The 15,718-nt window shown below is 73.7% G+C and carries 14 protein-coding genes and 1 pseudogene; 5 read left to right on the forward strand and 10 right to left on the reverse strand.

The features are described 5' to 3' along the window. Positions 1 to 39: 39 nt before the first annotated feature. The 5 genes from LCD35_RS19730 to LCD35_RS19750 are packed head-to-tail and all read right to left on the reverse strand — an operon-like array spanning position 40 to position 5,993. Positions 40 to 951: an NAD(P)-dependent oxidoreductase gene (locus LCD35_RS19730; RefSeq protein WP_225044623.1), complete on the reverse strand. Its 912-nt coding sequence runs from the start codon at positions 949 to 951 to the stop codon at positions 40 to 42. After that, positions 948 to 1,856, reverse strand: coding sequence for a hypothetical protein (locus LCD35_RS19735; protein ID WP_225044624.1), 909 nt, complete (start codon positions 1,854 to 1,856; stop codon positions 948 to 950). Before LCD35_RS19735 ends, LCD35_RS19730 begins: the two co-directional genes overlap by 4 nt. Beyond that, positions 1,853 to 4,543 (reverse strand): PEP/pyruvate-binding domain-containing protein, encoded by a 2,691-nt coding sequence (locus LCD35_RS19740; protein ID WP_224961823.1) that lies wholly within the window; start codon positions 4,541 to 4,543, stop codon positions 1,853 to 1,855. Before LCD35_RS19740 ends, LCD35_RS19735 begins: the two co-directional genes overlap by 4 nt. Then, positions 4,543 to 5,187: an isoprenylcysteine carboxylmethyltransferase family protein gene (locus tag LCD35_RS19745; protein WP_224961821.1), complete on the reverse strand. Its 645-nt coding sequence runs from the start codon at positions 5,185 to 5,187 to the stop codon at positions 4,543 to 4,545. The genes LCD35_RS19740 and LCD35_RS19745 overlap by 1 nt, the downstream gene beginning before the upstream one ends. Further along, on the reverse strand, positions 5,184 to 5,993 hold the full coding sequence (locus tag LCD35_RS19750) for an AfsA-related hotdog domain-containing protein (RefSeq protein ID WP_224961820.1): 810 nt from the start codon (positions 5,991 to 5,993) through the stop codon (positions 5,184 to 5,186). Before LCD35_RS19750 ends, LCD35_RS19745 begins: the two co-directional genes overlap by 4 nt. A 511-nt stretch (positions 5,994 to 6,504) precedes the next feature. On the opposite strand from LCD35_RS19750, the gene LCD35_RS19755 reads away from it, so the two are divergent. From LCD35_RS19755 to LCD35_RS19765, 3 genes are read left to right on the forward strand one after another with little or no spacing between them, the layout of a single operon-like run. Then, positions 6,505 to 7,080 (forward strand): UTRA domain-containing protein, encoded by a 576-nt coding sequence (locus LCD35_RS19755; RefSeq protein WP_224961818.1) that lies wholly within the window; start codon positions 6,505 to 6,507, stop codon positions 7,078 to 7,080. Positions 7,081 to 7,122: 42 nt separating this feature from the next. After that, positions 7,123 to 7,524, forward strand: a complete 402-nt coding sequence (locus LCD35_RS19760) for a PaaI family thioesterase (RefSeq protein WP_224967498.1) — start codon at positions 7,123 to 7,125, stop codon at positions 7,522 to 7,524. Next, positions 7,521 to 8,111, forward strand: coding sequence for a cysteine hydrolase family protein (locus LCD35_RS19765; protein WP_224961813.1), 591 nt, complete (start codon positions 7,521 to 7,523; stop codon positions 8,109 to 8,111). Before LCD35_RS19760 ends, LCD35_RS19765 begins: the two co-directional genes overlap by 4 nt. 16 nt (positions 8,112 to 8,127) lie before the next feature. Here the strand turns inward: LCD35_RS19765 and LCD35_RS19770 are convergent, their stop codons facing one another. Both LCD35_RS19770 and LCD35_RS19775 read right to left on the reverse strand, forming a co-directional pair. Continuing rightward, positions 8,128 to 8,652, reverse strand: coding sequence for a TIGR02611 family protein (locus tag LCD35_RS19770; RefSeq protein WP_224961811.1), 525 nt, complete (start codon positions 8,650 to 8,652; stop codon positions 8,128 to 8,130). 35 nt (positions 8,653 to 8,687) lie between these two features. Further along, positions 8,688 to 9,359 carry a DUF3159 domain-containing protein gene (locus tag LCD35_RS19775; RefSeq protein ID WP_224961809.1) on the reverse strand — a complete coding sequence of 224 codons (672 nt, stop codon included), beginning with the start codon at positions 9,357 to 9,359 and terminating at the stop codon, positions 8,688 to 8,690. Positions 9,360 to 9,815: 456 nt separating this feature from the next. On the opposite strand from LCD35_RS19775, the pseudogene LCD35_RS19780 reads away from it, so the two are divergent. Then, positions 9,816 to 10,347 (forward strand): annotated as a pseudogene (locus LCD35_RS19780) (response regulator transcription factor); the annotation flags it as partial. A gap of 826 nt (positions 10,348 to 11,173) precedes the next feature. Here LCD35_RS19780 and LCD35_RS19785 read toward each other — a convergent pair. After that, positions 11,174 to 12,139, reverse strand: coding sequence for an SDR family oxidoreductase (locus LCD35_RS19785; RefSeq protein WP_224961807.1), 966 nt, complete (start codon positions 12,137 to 12,139; stop codon positions 11,174 to 11,176). Between the two features lie 101 nt (positions 12,140 to 12,240). Between LCD35_RS19785 and LCD35_RS19790 the strand changes: the two genes are divergently transcribed. Next, complete coding sequence (locus tag LCD35_RS19790) at positions 12,241 to 12,909, forward strand: TetR/AcrR family transcriptional regulator (RefSeq protein ID WP_225044625.1); 669 nt, start codon at positions 12,241 to 12,243, stop codon at positions 12,907 to 12,909. A 48-nt stretch (positions 12,910 to 12,957) separates the two neighbouring features. Here LCD35_RS19790 and LCD35_RS19795 read toward each other — a convergent pair whose 3' ends face one another. Next, positions 12,958 to 14,445 (reverse strand): trypsin-like serine protease, encoded by a 1,488-nt coding sequence (locus tag LCD35_RS19795; RefSeq protein ID WP_224961802.1) that lies wholly within the window; start codon positions 14,443 to 14,445, stop codon positions 12,958 to 12,960. Between the two features lie 148 nt (positions 14,446 to 14,593). Beyond that, positions 14,594 to 15,163, reverse strand: coding sequence for a thymidine kinase (locus LCD35_RS19800; RefSeq protein ID WP_224961799.1), 570 nt, complete (start codon positions 15,161 to 15,163; stop codon positions 14,594 to 14,596). Between the last annotated feature and the right edge of the window lie 555 nt (positions 15,164 to 15,718).

The following is a 15,718-nucleotide window of genomic DNA, read 5'->3' on the forward strand; positions in this document are numbered from 1 at the left end:
CCTCCCGCTGTCCGCTGCTCCGGGCCCCATCCTCCCCGGTCAGCCCGCGCGATCCTCGGCGAGGTGCGCGCGGTACCAGGCGAGGGAGCGGGCGAAGCCGACCTCGAACGGCGTCGGTTCCCGGCCGCTGCCGCGCCAGGCGGCGGTGGAGTCGAAGTACCGGTCGCAGGCCAGCAGCGACAGCTGGTCGGCCGCGCCGGGCAGCCGCTGCACCGCGTCCCGGTAGGACATGTCCCGCTGCGGCGCGGGAACGCCGAGGTCCGCGACGATCCGGTCGACCAGCGCGCGGACCGGCACCGGCCGCGGGTGGTTCGCGTGCAGCACCCGACCGGGCGGGGCGGCGCGCAACGCGAGCGTCGCGATGATCTCGGCGAGGTCGTCCACCCACACCATGCCGAGCCGGGGCCGGGCTCCCTCGATCGTGCTGCCGGTCGCGGCGAGCAGCCGGGCGAGGCCGGGCACCACCCAGCGGTCCCCTGCGCCGTACACGAAGTAGGGGCGGACGACGGTGCCGCCCGCGGCGAGCACCGCGTTCTCCCCGGCGAGCCGGGTCTCGCTGGTCACCGACTCCGGGCGGGGCCGCACCTCGTCCTCGGCGGGTCCGCGGTGCTCGCCGCGGCCGTAGACGGCGGCGGTGCCGAGCTGCACGAAGCGGTGCACGCCCGCGCCGCGCGCCTCCGCCAGCAGCGCCCGCGCGCCCGCGTCGTTCACGGCCCGGCAGGTGTCCGGGTCGGAGCCGACGGCGGCGGCCAGGTGCACCACCGCGTCCACGCCCGCACAGCTCCCGCGCAGCGAAGCCGGATCGGCCAGGTCGCCTTCGACCTGCTCGTCATCGCCACCGGTGCGCCGGTGGTGCACCAGGGTGCGCAGCCGCACCCCGCGCTCCCGCAGCGCCCGGCGGGTGGCCGCGCCGACGAACCCGGTCGCGCCCGTCACCAGCAATTCCGTCATGCCCAGCTCACCACCGCCGCTTGGCACACCAGTGCCGCGTACCAACCGAGCACGAAGGTCATCGCCGGCCCGGCGGGCCAGGCGCGGCTGCCGCCGAAGAACCGCCGCGCCCCGACGGCGGGCAGCGCCAGCGCGCAGTACGGCAGCAGCCGCCCCAGGTCGGCGGCTCCGTCGAGCTCCCACGGCCGGAACAGCACCGCGGCGGAGGCGGCGGCCAGCGCCGGTGCGGCCAGCACCAGCACCGCGCCGCCGACGGGCCCGACGACGTTCGAGTACATCCGCGCATCGGCCGGGGCCGTCCACGCCGTCTTGCGGGCGAACTCGAAGTGCAGGAACACGCAGGAGAAGCACCCGATCAACCCGATCACGGCCGGGTCGAGCCCGCCGGTGGCCGAGACGCACACGTACACGCTCAGCAGCACCTGCACCGGATAGGTGATCGCGAGGTTCGGGAACAGCGCGTCCCGCAGCCGCGCCGACCGGCGCTCCAGCACCACCAGCAGCAGCGCGTAACCCAGGTCCAGCGCCAACACCGCCACCGAGACCGCCTCGACCAGCGCGTTCGCCAGCACCAGCAGCGCGGCGAACAGCAGCATCCAGCGCCGCAGCTCGACCGCGGTGATGGAGCCGCGCACCAGCGGCCTGCCGGGGTTGTGCTCCCGGTCGTAGTCGAGGTCCTTCTGCTCGTCGACCATCCGCAGGTACAGCAGCACCAGGCCGACCGAGCAGATCCGCACCGCCGTGCCCGCCGACGGCGCCCACCGGTCACCGGCGACGACGGCGAGCGACCCCTCCAGCGCGAGCACCCACAGCACCGCGTACGTGCAGTAGACCTTCGGCGGGAACACATCCAGCACGAACCGGCCCAGCCGAGCTCCCGCCCCGGGAGCGGCGGTGGTGGTCACGACGGCACCTCCAGCACGGTGACCTCCCCGGAGGCGCCGTCGACGGCGATCCGCGCCCCGTCCGGGATGGCGGTGGTGGCGCCGCGCAGCGACACCACGGTGGGAATGCCGAACTTGCGGCCGGTGATCGCGGTGTGCGACAGCATGGTGCCGCGCTCCACGACGATGCCCTTCGCGGTGAGCATCAGGAACAGCCAGCCCGGATCGGTCTCGCGGGCGATGAGGATCATGTCCTCGCCGGGTTCGACGGGGTCGCGCGGATCGAGCACGATCCGCGCGGTGCCTTCGACGCGGCCACTGCTGGAGCCGAGGCCGCGCAGCTCTCCCCCGCCGGGGTCGGCGGCGGCCCGCACGGCGCCGAGGGAGGTGGTGACGCCGCCGAGGGTGCTGAACCGCTCGGGCAGTTCCGGCGGGTCCTGCTCGAACTCGGCCTTGCGGACGGCGGCGACGGCGCCGAGGTCGCGGGTGACGCCGGTGCCGTCGAAGTGGCCGAACACCTCGTCCTCGGTCAGGTGCACCACGTCGGCGGCGGAGCGCAGCACGCCCTGCGCGGCGAGGTCCTCGCCGAGCGAGTGGAAGACCGTCTTGGCGAGGCCGAACAGTTCGCTGCGGCAGTAGCGCGAGTTCTCCCGGTGCCGCACGCTGCGGCGCAGCTTGTCGAGCAGCCGCCGCAGCACGGCGAGCTTCGGGGAGCGGGCACCGAGGGCCGCGGTGAGCCGCCGCTCGGCGTCGGCGCGGATGCGCTCCTCCCGCTCGACGAAGGTGGCCCGGTCCAGGCCGGCTCGGGCGTAGTCGGCGACCGTGCGCAGCAGTGCGCCGGGTTGGGCGCGCAGCGTCGGCTGTTCCATCTTCAGGTCCTGCACGCTGCGGTCGCCGTAGCGGTGCAGGTGCTCGTGCACCGCGGCGCGGAACGCGTCCCCGTGCCGACCACCGTCCACTTCGGACCAGACCTGCGCGGCGGGCCGGTCGTCCATCGCGGCGAGGAACTCCGGCCGTGCGCGGGCGAGTTCGGCGAGACCGACGGCGGAGAGCACGGCGGCTTCACCGCGGTTGCGCTCGCCGCCGCACAGCAGATCGTTGAGCACGCCCTCGTCCAGCCCCGGCGCCCACTTCGCGAGCAGCCCGCGGACGGCGCCGGTGGTGGCCGACAGCACCGAGTCGTTGATCAGCGTGACGCCCCAGTGCGCGCCGACCTCCCGCCACGCGGCGCGGAAATCGGCGATCCGGGCCAGCGGGTCCCGCTGCGCCCAGTCCACCGCGCGACGCGGTGCGATCACGCCTTCCCACCAGGTCTCGAACTCGCGCATGGCGCGGTCGTGCCGGGCCAGCGCCCGCAGCAGCCGGGCGAGCGGGCCGGCGAGCCTGCCGACGACTCCCGGCCACGTCGGCGCCAGCGAGCGCAGCGAGCCCTCGCCGCTGACGGGCAGGCCCATCATCTGCTCCCAGGAAGCCCGCAGCAGCGGGAAGAACGCGACCTGACCGTGCAGGTGCAGCCACGAGTCGAGGTCGTAGTAGACGCGGCCGCCGAGGTACCCGATCATCCGCTCCAGCTCGGGCCCGCTCGCGTCGAGCAGGTCCCGGTCCACGCCGTAGCGGCGGTACAGGTCGTGGAAGATCGTGCGGTAGAAGCCCCGGGCGAACGAGTAGGTCAGCGCGGTCGTGGTGCCGGAGAAGCTCTCGGTGACGTTCGCGTTGCTCCACTGCTTGCGGGTGGACAGGTCGATCGCGATGGGCCGGGCCTGCACGAGGCGGATGGTGCCGTCCTCGGTGAGCACGCCTTCGACGTCCTGCGGGGCGCCGAACAGCGCCGCGACCCGGGCGCCGAGCGCGGCGACCTCCCGCACCTGCGCTTCGTCGAGCACCGGCGCGTCGCGCAGTTCCGGCGGCACCGGCAGCGGGACGGGCCCGGCGTCGGGGCGGTCCGGGTCGAGACCGAGGCGTTCCGGTTTGTGCGCGAGGTGCGACTCGCAGCGGCCGGTGGCCGAGCGCAGGAAGTAGTGGTCCACGCCGACCTTCTCCTGCACGACGCCTTCGCCGATGCCGTGCCCGGCGGCGAGCACCGCGTCGTCGGCGCCGGTGGCCGGATCGCAGGTGAACAGCACGAAGGACTTGGCGCCCAGCACCATCTCCTGCACGCCGACGGACACCGCGAACCCGTCGAGCGCGAGCCCCTGGACGTGCCGGTACAGCAGCGCTTCGGCGGTGAACCCGGACGCCCAGCACTCGCGGACCCGGTCCAGGACCCGGTCCCGGCCCACGTACAGGAAGCTCTCCCCCATGCCCGCGAACGGGTCGGCGGCGGAATCCTCGCTCTCCCGCTCGGAACGGCCCACGCTGGAGGAGCGGACGGCGACCAGCGAGCCGGGCGCGAAGGTCGCGTCGAACGCGTCGAGCACGGACCGCTCGACCCCGGCGGGGAACGGGACGTCGAGGAACAGGTCGCGGATGGCCTTCGCGGCGGCGTCGAGGGAGGCGCGGTCGGTGAAGTCGATGGCGTCCAGCTCGCGGCGGATCCCACCGCCGATCTCGCGCGCCACGTCGCGGAAGACGGCGGCGTCGAGGCAGCAGAACCGCGGCACCGGCAGGCCGGCGGCCCGCATCTCGGCGAGGCGCGCGAACTTGTTGCCGACCTGCGCGCCGGTCGGCCGGGCGTCGTCGTGGATCATCGCGGCGGTCACCGGTCCCATCACCACACCGCCGGGATGAGCCGGGGGCGGTTCCGCGCGTAGTCGGGGTAGTCGGGCAGCCGCATCAGCGTGTCCTCCTCGACGAGGACGCGGCGCACCACGGCGGGCACCATGAGCGCGGCGAACGCGAGCACCCCGTACGGGTTCAGGAACGCGACCACCAGCCCGAGGTGGGCGAACACCATGCCGGTGTAGGCGGGGTGGCGCACCAGCCGGTAGGGCCCGGTGCTGACGATCGCGTGCCCGTCGACGGTGCGGACGCGGTGCGAGTAGAAGCGGCCGAGCCGGTGCACGGCGGTGAGCCGCAGCACGACTCCACCGAAGAACACGGCGACGGCGGCGGTGCGGCCGAGCCCCCACCCGTCCCAGGTGTTCGGCGGCAGCGCGACGGCGGCGAGGACGGCGAGCCGGGACAGCCCGTAGAGCTGCAGGCTGCCGCGGTCGGCGGAACTGGTCTCCTGCACCGATCCCTGGAAGGTGACGCGGGATTCGACCAGCGTCCACCCCAGGTAGGCGAGCAGGACGGCGGCTTCGCCGGACGCGGGATCACCGTCGAGCAGGCGGCCGCCGATGCCCCAGGCGAGCACCAGCATCCCGCACAGGAAGATCGCGGGCGGGAAGAGGCTTTCCAGCTTGCGGTTCATCGTGCTGCTTCCCGGTTGGCCCAGCGCAGGTGGTCGTACACGCGCGGGGGAACGATCATGCCGGTGAGCCGGACGGAGCCGATCACGTCGCCTGCGGCGAGCAGGTCCACGGCGAACTCGACGCGCTTGCGCCGCATGGTCATCGTGGTGGTGCGGAGCCGGACGTCCTCGGTGGCGGCGACGGGGCGGCGCTGCTCGTGCCGGACCCCGTTGAGCACGTACTTCCAGTCGTGCGCCACGTCCCACACCTGGTGCCCGACCAGGGTGATCAACTGGCGGGCGCCTTCGACGAGTTCGAGCGCGGAGCGGTGCCGAGGGTCGCGGCGGCGCAGCGCGTGGTCCGGCGCGAAGTCGAGGATCCGCGCGGTGCAACCGGAATCGTCGCCGGTGAAGTCGCCGATGGCGACGTTCTCCGCGCGGTGGCGGTGCACCAGCTCCCGATCGACCGGTACCGGTGCGGGCAGCACGGGGCCGGGTGGCGGCGGGTCGTGGTGGTCGCGCAGCGACACGTTCCCGTCGGCGACGACGAGGCCGCCGGAGGAGCAGTACGCGTCCCAGCGCTCCCCGTCGGTCGCCGGGCTGCTCATCAGCACTTCGACCGGGCGGTCGAGCTCGCAGAAGTGGTGGAACTCCACGGCCAGCTCCGCGACTCGGCCGGGGGACGCCGAGGCGAGCCCGGCGATGCCGTCGAGCAGCAGCATCGCGGGCAGGTGGTCCAGCGGGTGGTCGAAGAAGAACGCGTCCGTCGGATCGGAGACCATTGATCCGGTCATCGTGTGCACGACGGAGTCGATCGTGACGCTCATGTTTCTCCTCAAGGCCCGGGGAAGTCGCCGAATGGTCCGGTCGCCTATTCCAGGACTACCGGAAGTTGATCTAGTGGAATTCCCAGTGTTGGCCGGAGAGGCACCAGCGCCCCCGGCGCACCCAGCGGCGATCAACGGAGAAACCGAGCATCCAGCCCGCCTTCTAGGGAAATCAGCAGTCCTCGACATCAGGACTCCTGCGCTGGTCCCGAGCCCGCGATGATCCCCACCACGCGGGCGGACATGCCATTTTCCGCACCGCGTCGCGCATTTCACCCGCGAAGCGGGGAAATCAGCGGACCGAATCACCGGAAACCGGAGCTGCGCACCGCGACAACGCCGGGACCCCATTCCGGCGATCCCCGTGCGAAAGGCACCCGGTGCCTTTCCGGGCCGCGAGGACCGCGACCACCCGATCGGCGACGCCGACTCCGGCGGCGGTTCCGCGGCCCGGCACCGGCGCGGTGCGACGATGACTCGCGGACGACGCAGCCCACCCGAGGAGGTGCCGATGAGCGCGGCGGAGCACGACGACGAGGGCGGCGCGGCCACCGGCCCGCCGCGGGTGGCGCGGCTCGACGCCCGCGAGCGGCTGAGCCGGGCGCGCCGGGAGCGGAACGAGGGGGCCTTCCTCGCCGATGCCGCCGCGCAGGGTTTCGTCCCCGACTCGTCCACCCAGGTCTGGTTCGAACCGGCCGCCGACCTCGCCGAGCCGTTCGGGATCCGCGCCGGGGACGAGATCTGCGTCCGCGACCGGGTGCTGCGCGCCGACGGGCACCCGGTGCTGCTGGCGGTCTCCCGGTTCCCGCGGTCGATCACCGCCGGGACCGCGCTGGAACGCCCCGACACCGGGCCGGGCGGCGCACCGGCCCGCCTCGACGAGCTCGGCCACGGCGCCACCCGCTACGAGGAGGTCGTCACCGCCGCGATGGCGACCGAGCTGGAACGGCGGGCGCTGGAGACCGAACGCGCACCGCTGCTGCACGTGCGCCGCACCACGTGGAGCGGGGACCGCGTCGTCGAGCTCACCGACGTGAAGATGCCCGCCGGCGCCGCCGAACTCCGCTACTCCTGGGACGCCTGCTGACCGTCACCCGTCGCGCGTGCCCCGGCGGACCGGACCAGGAGCGTGGATGTTGCGCGAGATGCCGTACTCGGCCTCTCGTTCGACGAGATCACCCCGACCTCGGTGCGCGGCTCGGTCGCCGCGGACGAACGCCGCCACCGGCCCTGGGGAATCGTCCACGGTGGACTGCACACCGCGGTCGTCGAAACCTTCGCCACCACCGGGGCCTACGAAGCGGTCGAGGACCACGGGCAGCAGGCGGTCGGCGTCGCCAACGCCACCGACTTCCTACGCCCGCACCGCAGCGGCAGGCTCGACGTCGAGGCCGTCGCGATCAGCCAGGGCCGCACCCAGCAGCTGTGGCAGGTGGCACCGATCCAGCAGGGCGGACGCGCCCGGACCGGACCGCGCCCGCCCCTGAACCGTGGCCGCTTCCGCCGGGCGGACGGCAGGATCGGGGCATGAACGGGAAGTGCGCCGTGCTGGCGCTGCACTGGCAGATCAACGTCATCGCGCCGGAAGGGTTCTTCGGCGACCTGCTCGCCGCTCCGGTCGCGCGCAGCGGAGTGGTGGCGCGCGCCGCCCGGTTCCACGCGGCCGCCGCCGCAGCGGGCGCCGAACTGGTCTTCACCCGCTTCACCGTGCCCGCCGGGGAGGGCGAGCTGGTCCGCAACACCGAGTTCATGCGCGCAGTCGGCGACGCGCAGGAGTCGTTCCGCCCCGACGCTCCGGGCGCGGCGCTGGTCCCGGAGCTGGCCGGACAACCGGGCCTGGTGGTGGACAACCAGAAGCTGTCCGGGCTCGCGGGCAACGATCTCGCCACCTGGTTGCGCGACCGCGGGGTCGGGACGCTGTTCCTCACCGGCGTCGCCACCGACCTCACGGTCGAGCAGACCGCCCGGCACGCCACCGACCTGGGCTTCCAGGTGCACGTCGTCACCGACTGCACGGCGGCCGCCGAGGAGGCGACGCACCGGGCGTCCCTCGCGGCGCTCGCGCGGACCACGGCGGGCAACCGCACCGCGGCGGAGGCGCTCGCCGCCTGCCGGTAGGCCGGGGCCCGGCACGTCAGCCGAGCGGGGACGCGAGCCACGGGAGGTCGAGGCCGATCAGGCCCGCGCCGAACTCCAGCGCCCCGAGCAGCCACACCGTGCCCAGCACCACGGCGCCGGTGCCCGCGAGCAGCAGCAGGCGCACCGCGGGGTGCCGCCCGCGCTGCCACGCGTCCCACCGGTCGTACCCGCGGCGCAGGAAGGCGAGCGCGCGGCGGGCCGGCTCGAACTCGGTGCCGAGCACGGCGAGGCCCGCGAACGCCACGACCCAGCCCGGCCCCGGGTACGGGATCATGACGATCCCGGCGACGAGCACCGCGGAACCGGCGATGCCGACCCCGGTACGCCACGCGACGTCGGCGGCGCGATTGCGGCGGGCTCGTTCCCGCTGCCCGCGGTACCGGTCGCGGAGGCTCGGGCGTGCCGTGGCGGCGGGCTCGGTGGCGGCGGGCCCGGCCGGGTCGAGTTCGGCCGTCGCGGATCCGGTCGCGGATTCAGCAGCGGATTCGGCGGCGGCTTCGGTAGTGGCGGTGCCGGTCACGGTCGTCCTCCGGGCCTGCTGCGCGTGCGGTCCGCTCACGACTTCCGGAGGAGGCGCTTGCTGCTGCGGCGGAACGCCCAGACGACGACCAGCGCGCCGAGCACCGTCAGCGGCGTCCCCATCGCGACGCGGGCCACCGCCAGCCCACCGGTCGTGTCGATGACGTAGAGCCACTGCTGCACCGCGAACCGGGCGCCGAACACGAGCGCCGCCGCGAGGGTGGCGAGGTCGTGGGCGCGCAGGCTCGGCCGGTCCTCCCGCCACGGGTTCGTCCCGCCGTGCAACAGGTTCCAGACCACGCCGGTCACCGGCCGCCGGGCCAGCAGCGAGCCCGCGGTGAGCACGAACCCGGCCAGCGCGGCCCAGATCCCGATGGCGAAGAAGTCCTTCGCCGACCCGGTCCACGCGGCGAGGCCCACGGCGACGCCGACCGCGACCAGCCCGCCGACGGCGGAGGCGAACTTCTCGCCGCGCAGCATCCGGAACGCGGTCAGCAGCACGGCGGCGCCGACCGACACGGCGATGGTCACCGACAGCGGCAGGAACGAGTTCGCCCCGGCGAAGACGATGACGGGTGCCGTGGAGTACACGAATCCCACCGGCCCGCCGACCTGGTCCAGCACCGACGGCTTCGGCGCCTCGGCCGCGACGGCCTCGATGCGCTCGGTCGGCCGCTCGTCCCGCACTTCCTGCTCCACGTTCGTCATGGCCTTCGCTCCTCGATCGACATCCGGTGACGAGGAGAAGGAGAAGCCGTGCCGCAACGTCATGCTCAAGGCACTGCGACGCACGTCACACCGAGGGGTCGCCGATACCGCCTTTGGTCCACATCGGACACCTCACTCGATCCGTCCACATCGGACGCGCCCGCGCCGCCCAGGCCTTGCCAGATCCGCATTCCGGCCGGGCTCCGCCGCCATCGGCGTCGATCCGCGCGGCACCGGGCCGTCCGCCGTCATCGCGGCCACCGCGGAGTTCCGGCGCGGCGGCGGGCGCTGCGCGGGGGCGGGCGCCCGCTGGGATCGTGACGAACTCGGGACATCCCCCGGACGTAGCGGTGACCCGGCGGGCCGACGCTGAGCGGGGTGATCACTTCTCCGGCCGGGGCGCGCCCCGGTGCGCCCGTCGCGAGTGCGCCCGGTGCTGCTGTGATACTCGATCAGGTGTCACGCGTGCTGTTGATCGAGGATGATCCCGCCGTCCGCCGCGGCCTCGAACTGGGCCTGTCCCAGCAGGGGCACCAGGTCCACGGCGTGGAAACCGGCGAAGCGGGGCTCGACCAGCTGCGGGCCGATCCCCCGGACGTCGTGGTCCTCGACCTGATGCTGCCCGGGATGAACGGCTTCGAGGTGTGCCGGCGGATCCGCGCGGGCGGCGAACTCCCGGTGATCGTGCTGACCGCGCGCGGGGACGACATCGACGTGGTGGCCGGGTTGGAAGCGGGCGCCGACGACTACGTGGTCAAGCCGGTGCGGGCCAGGGTGCTCGAAGCGCGCCTGCGCGCCGTGCTCCGGCGCACCGCCCGCCCGCAGGCCGACCTGGAGCGCCACCCGGCTGTCCATCGACCGCGCCGCGCTGCTGGTCGCCAAGGACGGCGACCCGGTGCGGCTGACCCCGACGGAACTGCGGCTGCTGCTGGAGCTGTCCGCGAGCCCCGGCCGCGTGCACAGCCGCCAGCAGATCTCGCGCGGGGTGAACCCGGCGGAGTTGAGGCCTCGGGGTGCCAGCACCTCCTGCTGGAGGGTCTGCACCTGCCGCAGGAGTTCGCCGAGCAGGTTCGGCGGCAGCGAACCACCTCCGGCGGCGGCAGCAGCGATGGTGCTGACCAGGCGTTCCTCGGTGGCCGCGGTGAGGTGCACGACGGCGACCACCCGGCATTCGACGACGCTCATCAGGTGGGCCCGCTCCAGTTCGCGCGTCACCAGGACCGCGGGAGCGGTGGAACCGGCCGCCGTCCGCCGCATGCGGGCCACCACGTCGGAGGTGACCCGGTCGGTCGCGAACACCCACACGTCCACGTCCGACGGCTGGTCGGTGGACCCGACGAACACGTCGAGGCTGCTCACCAGCGTCTCGGTGAGGCCGACCAGCGTGATCGGATCGGGGGCCCACACCGCCACGCGCGTTCGCTGCCCGCTCTCCCCCGCGGTCCTGGTCCCCGCAGCGTGGGGCTTCGCCTCGACCTCGGTCGCCATGATCACCCTCCGAACGCCCTCGGCCGCGGTGGTGGCGGCGGACCGGTGCGGCCCGACCCGCCGTTCCACGGCGTCGCGTGCTTGCTCCGCAATTCTGCGGCGGCGCCGCGGGCCGGCGGGGTGGTCCGGGGCCGGGTACGGGAATCCCCTCGGCTGCGCTGGTCCGGATGGCCGAGGCCGCACCACCGGTTCCTGCTGCTCGACCGTCCTGGGTGGACTCTTCGGTCGGCGCGGACGTTCCCGCCCCCGCGTTCGAGGGGTTCCCGGCCGGTCCGCGGCACCCCGCCTGCCGGATCGAGCGGAGCAGGGCGCCGCCGCTCGCCCGACTAGCCGGCGGGGGCTTCCACGGCGGGGAACCGCAGCCCGATCAGCTCTTCGGAGGTCGTCCAGATGCGCCGTGCCTCGTCGGTGCTGCGCAGGCCGGGGTACGGCTCCTGCTCGGCGGGCGGACCGGAGAAGTGGCGGAAACCGCTGGGTCCGTAGAACCGGCCGCCCTCCGCGCCGGGTGCCGTGGCGGCGTGCAGCGCGGGCAGCGCGGGCAGCGACGCCGTGTCCACCGTCCCGAACAGGACGCCGCGCGCGGACAGGGCGCGGATGAACCGCGCCTTCGCGGTGTCCCGGCCGCGGCCGACCTCGGGCCGGGCGGCGAGGAGGTTCGTGGGTGACACCCCCGGGTGGCAGAGGTTGCTGGTGATGCCCCAACCGCCCTCCCGGCTGCGCCGGTCGAGTTCCAGGCCGAACAGGCCGAGCGCGATCTTCGACTGGCTGTAGGCCCGGTTCCCGCGGTAGTTCCGCTCCCACTGGAGGTCGTCCCAGTTGATGCCGTGCCGCCCGGCGGCGACGCTGAGCTGCGAGGTGACCCGGGCACGGCCCGCGCGCAGCAGCGGCAGCAATCCGGCGACGAGCGCGACGTGCCCGAGGTGGTTGGTGCCGAACTGGAGCTCGAAGCCGTCCTCGGTGGTGCGCCGCTCGGGCGGGGTCATCACCCCGGCGTTGTTCACCAGGACGTGGATCGGCCGCCCTTCCCCGGCGAGCCGGTCCGCGAGCGCGGCGATGGACGCGAGCGAGGACAGGTCGAGCTCGCGCAGCGACACCTCGGCCCCGGGATGCCGGTGGCGGATCTTCGCGATCGCGGCATCGCCCTTGCGCGGGTTGCGGACCGGCAGCACGACTTCCGCGCCGGCGCCGGCGAGCCGGGTCGCCAGCCCCAGTCCGACGCCGTCGCTCGCTCCGGTGACCACCGCGAGCCTGCCGGTGAGGTCGGGGGCCGGGATGTCCGGGGTGGTCGCCATGTTCGTGCCTCCTGCTGGTCCACGGTATCCTGACACCTGTCAGACACTACCTGACAGGTGTCAGGATTCCACTGCGGAGCGAAAGCGGGGAGGACGAGCGCATGGCGACCGACGAACCGACCGGCGCGGCACGGCGGCCGGGACGGCCCGGGCCGGGCTCGCGGCCGGCACCGGACGAGGCCGAGGTCCTCCGGCGAGGCGTGGAGGCGTTCGCCGACCTCGGCTACGAGCGCGCCTCGGCGCGGGAACTCGCGCGACGCCTCGGCGTCAGCCACAACTTCATCAACGACCGCTACGGGTCCAAGTCCCGCTTCTGGCGGGCCGCGGTCGATTCCGTCCTCGAAGCCGACCAGCGGGAACGCGAGCGGCTGGCCGGGGCCGGATTGGACGATGCCGAGCTGGTCCGCGCCGTGATCCACCACTTCTACCGGTCCGCCGTCGAAGTGCCGCTGTTCGGGCGGTTGCTCGCCGACGAGTTCGGCCGGGAGTCCGAGCGCCTGGACCACCTGCACGAGAAGTACGTCGCGCCGACGCTGCGCCCGCTGCTCCCGGCGGTCGAACGACTCATGGCTGCGGGACGCCTGCCCCTGGTGCCGGTCGACGTGCTCTTCTTCGCCGTGATCAGCCCGGTCGCCGGGCTGGTGCAGCTGCCGCTGGCGCACCGGCGCGGCCGAGCCGAGCCGGTGACCCGGGACGGCCAGTTGCGCACCGCCCGCCAGCTCGCCGACCTGATCGCGGACGGCCTCCTCGGGCGGCACCCGGAGTCCTGAGCGGACCGAGCGGCACCGCGCGCCGGTCGCGCGCGGTGCCGGTGGCGGTCAGGCCGCGCCGGGCAGCGCGCAGTCCGGGCGGGAGAGATCGATGCCCGATCCGGGCGTGAGGCACGCGGGGATCGCCGCCGTCTGCTGCGCGTAGCGCCGCTGCGGGTGGACGGTGACCACGCCTTCCTCGTCCACCTCGCACGGGTTGTCCGCGGTGCAGACCTCGCCCGAGGTGTTGCTGGAGTTGTGGATCCCGACGACGGCACCGGTGGCCGGGTCGAGCAGCGGCGAACCGGAACCGCCCGCGTCGGGCAGGCAGTCCTCGGTGTACCGGATCGCCTGCCGCTGGGAGTAGCCCTCCTCGCGCAGCTCCGGCACGATGCCCGCGACGGCGCAGCTCCAGGTGTCCTGCAATCCGCCCGAGACGACGTCGATCGCGTCGGCCTGCCGCGGGGCCCGGGCGGAGAGCTCGAAGACCTTGACGCCCTCGTCCGCGAGCTGCGCGTAGGTCTTGTCCAACCGGTACAGCGCGACGTCGGTGCCGGTCATGGTGGCGTACACCAGGTCGGTGGTCTTCGCGGTCGTCACCGGCCCGTCGGTGCCGAGGACGCCGACCATCTGCTCCTCGGGGCGTTCGACGACCACGTCGCCGGGCGCGGGACGTGCGCCGCTGGTGCAGTGCCCGTTGGTGAGCACCAGCGCCGGGTCCTGCGGCCTGGTCGCGCCGGTGCGGACGATGGAGGCGGAGCAGTCGCCGACGACCGCCGCCCCTTCCAGGGTGGGGTTGCGGTCGGCGGTCATGGACTCGATCCAGGACCGCATCGCCGCCACGTCCGTGTAGACGACGGGCTGCCCCTTCCCGTTGCTGCCGTGCACGGCACCGGCCAGCGCCCAGCCATCGCCGTCCTCGACGAGCGCGGGCCCGCCGGAATCCATGTTGGTCGCGGCGGTGCTGCCGTCGCGGGCCCCGACGCAGATCTCGTCCGCGCCGATCCCGGACCGTTCGCAGGCGTCGGCGGGCTGCACCTCGGTGTCGGCTTCCCGCAGGTGCGCGGGGAAGCACTCCGGGGCGTTCTCGTCGCAGGTCACCCCCCAGCCCATGATCCGGGTGGGCGTCCCGGCGGGCGGTGTCCGCGCCGCGATCGGGATCGGGGCGCCCTTCGCCGGGGTCCGCAACCGCAGCAGGGCGATGTCGTTGCCCTGCTGCCCGCTGGGGTGGGCGATGAACTCGTCGACGTCGATCAGCTCACCGCCCGAGGCGGGGTCGACCGACCCGAGCCGGACCCGCCAGTCCACCGGATGTCCCGTGGTGGCCTGGTCGTCGGTCCGCGCGCAGTGCGCGGCGGTGACCACCCACTCCGGCGAGATCAGCGTGACCCCGCAGACGTGACCGTCCGGCCGGGGTGATTCGGGCCGCTGGAGCGACCCCGTGAACGGGTAGGCGTTCGGCGACTCCTCGCCACCGGTGATGGCTGTCGCGGCGGGTGCGGTCAACACCGCCACGGCCAGCGCGACGCCGGTCGCGGCTGCGGCACGGACGCGCATGGGTGGAACTCCTTCGCTTGTGCGGAACCGACGAGGACCACGGTTCCGCCGCGATGTCCGCGCTCCGACCCCGGAACGTCACGAGCGTGGAACAAGATCCGTCGCGGCCGGGGCCGCACGGGCGTTTCCCCGCCACGAAGGCGGCCGGTCAGCCGAGGGTGCCGACGTTGCGCAGGTAGCAGTTCCCGCACATGGACTCGTAGCCGACTTCGCCGTCGATGGCGACCTGGCTGCCGTCCCGGGTGAACTCGCCGTCGAGGGTGCGCGCGTTGAACGTGGCCTTGCGCCCGCAGCGGCAGACGGTCTTGAGCTCCTCGATGGAGTGCGCCAGTTCCATCAACCGGAGGCTGCCCGGGAAGCCGCGGGTGCGGAAGTCGCTGCGCAGCCCGTAGGCGATGACCGGGATCCCGTCGAGCACGGCGAGCCGGAACAGGTCCTCCACCTGGGGCCCGGTGAGGAACTGGGCTTCGTCGACGAGGACGCAGTCCGGTGCGCCCCCGGCGAGCACCGCGTCCCGCAGCAGGTCGTCCTCGCCGGGCACCACGTCGACCTCGCGGGTCACCATGATCCGGGACAGCACCACCGGGCTCTTGGTGTCGAGCTTCGGCTTCACCACGACGACGCGCTGCCCGCGCTCCTGGTAGTTGTGGGCCACCTGGATCAGCGCCGTCGACTTGCCCGAGTTCATCGCGCCGTACCGGAAGTAGAGCTTCGCCACGACCGGGAAGCTAACCACAGCCCCACCGGCCGAGGTCGCGGCACCGGCCGGACGCGTCCCCCATCAGGCGCCCAGGAACGCGGTCACCGCCGCGATCGAGGAACCCACAGCTCGCCGCAACGCCGCACGCGGCTGGCAACGCAGGAGAATCCGCTCGCACGTGAGGGGAGGATCGCACGCCGCTCTCGGCGACCTCCAGACCGTTCAGCGAACCCCTCAGCGGCAGGGTCTGGCGCTGAGGCTGAGGGGCGCGAAGAAAGGGGTGGTCACCCGGTTAGCCACCCGATGCGGAAACAGGCCCGGCACTCAGCTGAGCACCGGACCTGCTACCTGCGATTCCAGGGTGGAGGTTGCGGGAGCTTACTCGAACACAAAACCGCTGGTCAGTGAGCAGACCAGGAACGCTCCACAACGTCAGGAGCCAACGAAAAGCGACCACCGCACCGTGGGGGTCCGCGGGGGGGCGGCCCCCCCGCTAAAAACCCCGAAACCAAAAAGCGCCCCCGCAACCCGCGCGCGCGCCCCCCAATTGGGGGGGGGGGACGGGTTTGGACA

It is taken from the genome of Saccharopolyspora sp. 6V (assembly GCF_020176785.1).
Classification (GTDB): Bacteria; Actinomycetota; Actinomycetes; order Mycobacteriales; family Pseudonocardiaceae; genus Saccharopolyspora_C; species Saccharopolyspora_C gregorii.

What these genes read in the sequence shown, in the direction of transcription:
- LCD35_RS19755 (WP_224961818.1), top strand. Translation starts at nt 6,505, where the DNA reads ATGAGCGCGGCGGAGCACGACGACGAGGGCGGCGCGGCCACCGGCCCG.
- LCD35_RS19785 (WP_224961807.1), bottom strand. Translation starts at nt 12,139, where the DNA reads ATGGCGACCACCCCGGACATCCCGGCCCCCGACCTCACCGGCAGGCTC.
- LCD35_RS19795 (WP_224961802.1), bottom strand. Translation starts at nt 14,445, where the DNA reads ATGCGCGTCCGTGCCGCAGCCGCGACCGGCGTCGCGCTGGCCGTGGCG.
- LCD35_RS19750 (WP_224961820.1), bottom strand. Translation starts at nt 5,993, where the DNA reads ATGAGCGTCACGATCGACTCCGTCGTGCACACGATGACCGGATCAATG.
- LCD35_RS19775 (WP_224961809.1), bottom strand. Translation starts at nt 9,359, where the DNA reads ATGACGAACGTGGAGCAGGAAGTGCGGGACGAGCGGCCGACCGAGCGC.
- LCD35_RS19765 (WP_224961813.1), top strand. Translation starts at nt 7,521, where the DNA reads ATGAACGGGAAGTGCGCCGTGCTGGCGCTGCACTGGCAGATCAACGTC.
- LCD35_RS19740 (WP_224961823.1), bottom strand. Translation starts at nt 4,543, where the DNA reads ATGGGACCGGTGACCGCCGCGATGATCCACGACGACGCCCGGCCGACC.
- LCD35_RS19730 (WP_225044623.1), bottom strand. Translation starts at nt 951, where the DNA reads ATGACGGAATTGCTGGTGACGGGCGCGACCGGGTTCGTCGGCGCGGCC.
- LCD35_RS19745 (WP_224961821.1), bottom strand. Translation starts at nt 5,187, where the DNA reads ATGAACCGCAAGCTGGAAAGCCTCTTCCCGCCCGCGATCTTCCTGTGC.
- LCD35_RS19790 (WP_225044625.1), top strand. Translation starts at nt 12,241, where the DNA reads ATGGCGACCGACGAACCGACCGGCGCGGCACGGCGGCCGGGACGGCCC.